Genomic DNA, 3,385 nt, shown 5'->3' with positions numbered 1-3,385 from the left:
CGTTATGTGGACAGCTTGGCGACGCGGCAGGTTGCCTGTGCTACCATCGCGCAGCTGCCATTTCCGTGAAGGAGGCGGGCCATGTTTGTGGTCAAGCATAGCCGCTCGGGCGGCCCTCTGGTCGAGCTTGTCGACGGAGTCGGCGCGCCTGTGCCACCCGTCCGCGACTATCTCGCCTATCTGGCTGCGCGCGGCTGCTCACCGCATACCGTCAAAGCCTATGCCTATGACCTGCGGCATCTCTTTACCTTTCTACACACCGAGGCGCTCGACTGGACGGCGCTGACGCCGGCCCGCGCCGTTGCTTTTCTCCTGCATCTGCGCACCACGCCGGCACGCGGCAGACACCCTGCCGGCACGGCGCAGGCCGCCGATAGCCGTTTGGCGCCGGCCAGCGTCAACCGCGCGCTGGCGTGCGTGTCGTCGTTCTATGATTGGGCGCTGCTGGCCGGATGCACCAGCGGCACCAACCCGATCGTCAAGGTCGAGGCGCGCGCCGTGCTACGCTCGGTCGATCGGCACCGACCGTTCCTGCAGGGCATCGCATCGGGCGCACCACTCCGCCAGGCGCTCGCCGTCAAGATGGTGCGCCGGGTGCCGCGGCCGCTGTCGGACGAGCAGGTAGCGACGATCGTAACCCTGCTGCGCTGCCGTCGTGACGTAGCGCTTGTCCGCCTCATGCTTGATGGTGGCCTGCGGCCGGGCGAAGCGCTTGCGCTCAAGCTCGAGGACGTCGCCTACGGCCGCAGGCGGATCGTGGTGCGCCAGCGCGACGACCATCCGCGCGGCGTGCGCGCCAAGGGCTGGCGCGAGCGCGTCGTCGACCTGCATGAGCCGGCGACGCTTGCCGCGATCGCCGATTACGTGACCGCCGAGCGCCCGCGCGACACCGGCAGCCCCTACCTCTTCCTCGTCGGCGGCAACGGGGCGCGCCGGGCTGAGCCGCTCTCCTACGCCGCGCTGGCCAAGCTTTTCGCCCGATCCTGCGAGCGGGCCGGCATACGCGAGCCCTGGATGACCCCGCACGCCTGCCGGCACACGCACGCGACACGCATGTGGGAGGGCGGCATGCGCGAGCTCGCCCTCATGCGCAGGCTTGGTCACGCCTCCCCCGAGTCCACCCGCATCTACACGCGCGTGTCCGACCCGGCGGTCGTCGCCGAGTACCGCCGCGCGCTTGGCCTCGATGTGTCAGCGCCATGAGGGCCGGACCGATCTCTGCCGCCGCAGCAGCGATCGGCGAGCACCCGGCCGCACCAGTGATCGCTCAGCACTGCGGCGAGGCAGAGTACGCCGCGCACGTCGCGGGTGTGGATATCTGCGATATGTACAAGCGCCAGCTGCGGCAGATCCACCGCCGCTTCCGCACACAGTGGCCCGATCTTCGCGACTGGCTCGCTGCGCCACTGCCCGAGCGCGTCGGCCGCCTCGATGGCGAGCGGCGGCAAGCGTCGAGCCACAAACTTTCCTATCAAGCGCGCCCCTACATCCACTTTCTCGCGTTCACCGACAGGCTGCGCATCGACTACCCATGGCTGCTCGCCGTTGGCAAGACACGTCCGTCGGTTGTGCTCGACCGGCTGTGCATCGACCTCGGCATCGACCGCCTTGCCGACGAGGGTGAAGCCCTCGGCTTTAATCGCTCGTCGATTCGGCTTTCCATGACCTGGATGCTGCCGCGCATCGCCATGCACGAGGGCGTGCGCTCGCCCGACCTGCTGCGGCCCGAGCATATCGACCGGCTGCTCGCCGCCGTCCGCGACTTCGCCTCGCATCCCGACCTGCCGGTCTTCTTCGGTGCGCGCGAGCGCTACGGTCCGCAGTTCGCCAAAAGCTGGATCACGCATGCCAGCCAGCTCGGCACCATCCTCTACCATCGTGGCCAATCGAGCCGGCAGCCGCGCAAGTTCATGCCAGCCTACGCCTCGCACCCGCTGCTGCCGTCTGCGATGTGGGCACTCGTCCAGCGCTGGCTCGCAGCGCGCGCGTCGCAGCTGCGCCCCAGCACGGTTTACCACCACGAGATCGCGCTCAGGCGCTTCCTCGAGCACCTGGGTCGCGTCGCGCCCCAGGTCTGCCGCTTCGAGGATGTGACGCGCGAGCACGTCGAGAGCTTCTTTCGCGCGATGATCGACGAGCCGAGCGCAGGCAGCGGCGTGCCCTTGTCTCTCATCACACGGCGCAACCGCACGAACTCGCTTGCGCTGTTTTTCCGCGATACCGTCGCTTGGGACTGGGAAAGCGCGCCGCAGCGCCAACTCGTCGATTGCCGCGACAAGCCGCCGCACCTCGAGCGCGTGCCCCGCTATATCCCCGAGGAAGAGCTAGCCCGCGTGATGAGCGGCATTCGTGCGCTGGTTTGCCCACTCCAGCGTGCGGCGCTGCTGACGCTGCGCTGGTCGGGCGCTCGACGCGGCGAGGTGCGTCGCCTCGCACTCGATTGCCTCGACCGCTACCCCGACGGCACCGCGCGGCTGCGCATTCCTGTCGGCAAGACCGGCCGCGAGCGGATGGTGCCGCTCCATGAAGAGGCGGCCGACGCGCTCCAGGCCGTGGTGGAAGCACGCCGGAGAGGGCGCGACCGCGCAATGGTCGACGAGCGGACCGGTGACCGACTACGCTTTCTCTTCGTAGATCACGGCAAGTTGTTATCCGAATACTACCTCTTTGAAACGCCGCTGGGCGAGGCGTGCCGGGCGGTTGGCTTGGTCGATGCACGAGGCCGCCATACCGTCACTGCACACCGCTTCCGCCACACCCTCGGAACGCAGCTCGCCGAGCGCGGCGCGAGGCTTGATACGATCATGAGCGTGCTCGGCCACGAGAGCCCGGCGATGTCGATGGTCTACGCAAGGATCTCCGATCCCGAGGTGCTGCGCGACTACCGTGCGGTGCTCGGGCCGGGTGCGGTCATCGCCGGACCTGGCGCCGAGGCTCTGCGGACCGGGCGGCTGACAGCGGGCGCGGTCGATTGGTTGCGCACCAACTTCTTCAAGACCGAGCTCGAACTCGGCCACTGCCTGCGTCTGCCCGAGGAAGGCCCTTGCGAGTGCGACCTATATCTCACCTGCTCGCGGTTCGTCACTACGCCGGCCTATACGCCTCGACTGCGCGAGCGTCGCGCAGTCGAGCTTCGCCTAATCGAAGATGCCCGCGAGCGCGGCTGGGGACGCGAGGTCGAGCGGCACGAGTGTGTCGTCCGCCGGATCGATACGCTGCTCGTCGATCTCACCCGTAGCTCCTCGGGATGCTGATTTTGAGGCGGGTCGTCTTCCGCCTGCGGCGGTTGCGCTCGATGGCATGCGAGGAAACCTCGCATGCCATCGAGCGCCTGAATAGTATCTTATAAATGGCCGGGTGGGATTGATTGTCCAGATAATCACCG

At 67.9% G+C, this 3,385-nt stretch carries 2 protein-coding genes; both read left to right on the top strand.

Annotated elements, in window-relative coordinates; translation table 11 throughout:
- Nucleotides 1-81: 81 nt before the first annotated feature.
- On the top strand, nucleotides 82-1,203 hold the full coding sequence (locus ACP7BL_RS17800; protein ID WP_305738062.1) for a tyrosine-type recombinase/integrase: 1,122 nt from the start codon (nucleotides 82-84) through the stop codon (nucleotides 1,201-1,203).
- Nucleotides 1,200-3,254 (top strand): tyrosine-type recombinase/integrase, encoded by a 2,055-nt coding sequence (locus ACP7BL_RS17795; protein WP_305738063.1) that lies wholly within the window; start codon nucleotides 1,200-1,202, stop codon nucleotides 3,252-3,254. The genes ACP7BL_RS17800 and ACP7BL_RS17795 overlap by 4 nt, the downstream gene beginning before the upstream one ends.
- The last annotated feature ends 131 nt before the right edge of the window (nucleotides 3,255-3,385 follow it).

This window comes from Sphingomonas sp. DC1600-2 (assembly GCF_049897605.1).
Classification (GTDB): domain Bacteria; phylum Pseudomonadota; class Alphaproteobacteria; order Sphingomonadales; family Sphingomonadaceae; genus Sphingomonas.
The sequence above is the reverse complement of the archived record's forward strand: the minus strand, read 5'-3'. Positions and strand labels throughout refer to the sequence as shown.

Bases quoted from the DNA above. Each gene is read 5' to 3' on its own strand.
- ACP7BL_RS17800 (WP_305738062.1), top strand. From the start codon at position 82: ATGTTTGTGGTCAAGCATAGCCGCTCGGGCGGCCCTCTGGTCGAGCTT.
- ACP7BL_RS17795 (WP_305738063.1), top strand. From the start codon at position 1,200: ATGAGGGCCGGACCGATCTCTGCCGCCGCAGCAGCGATCGGCGAGCAC.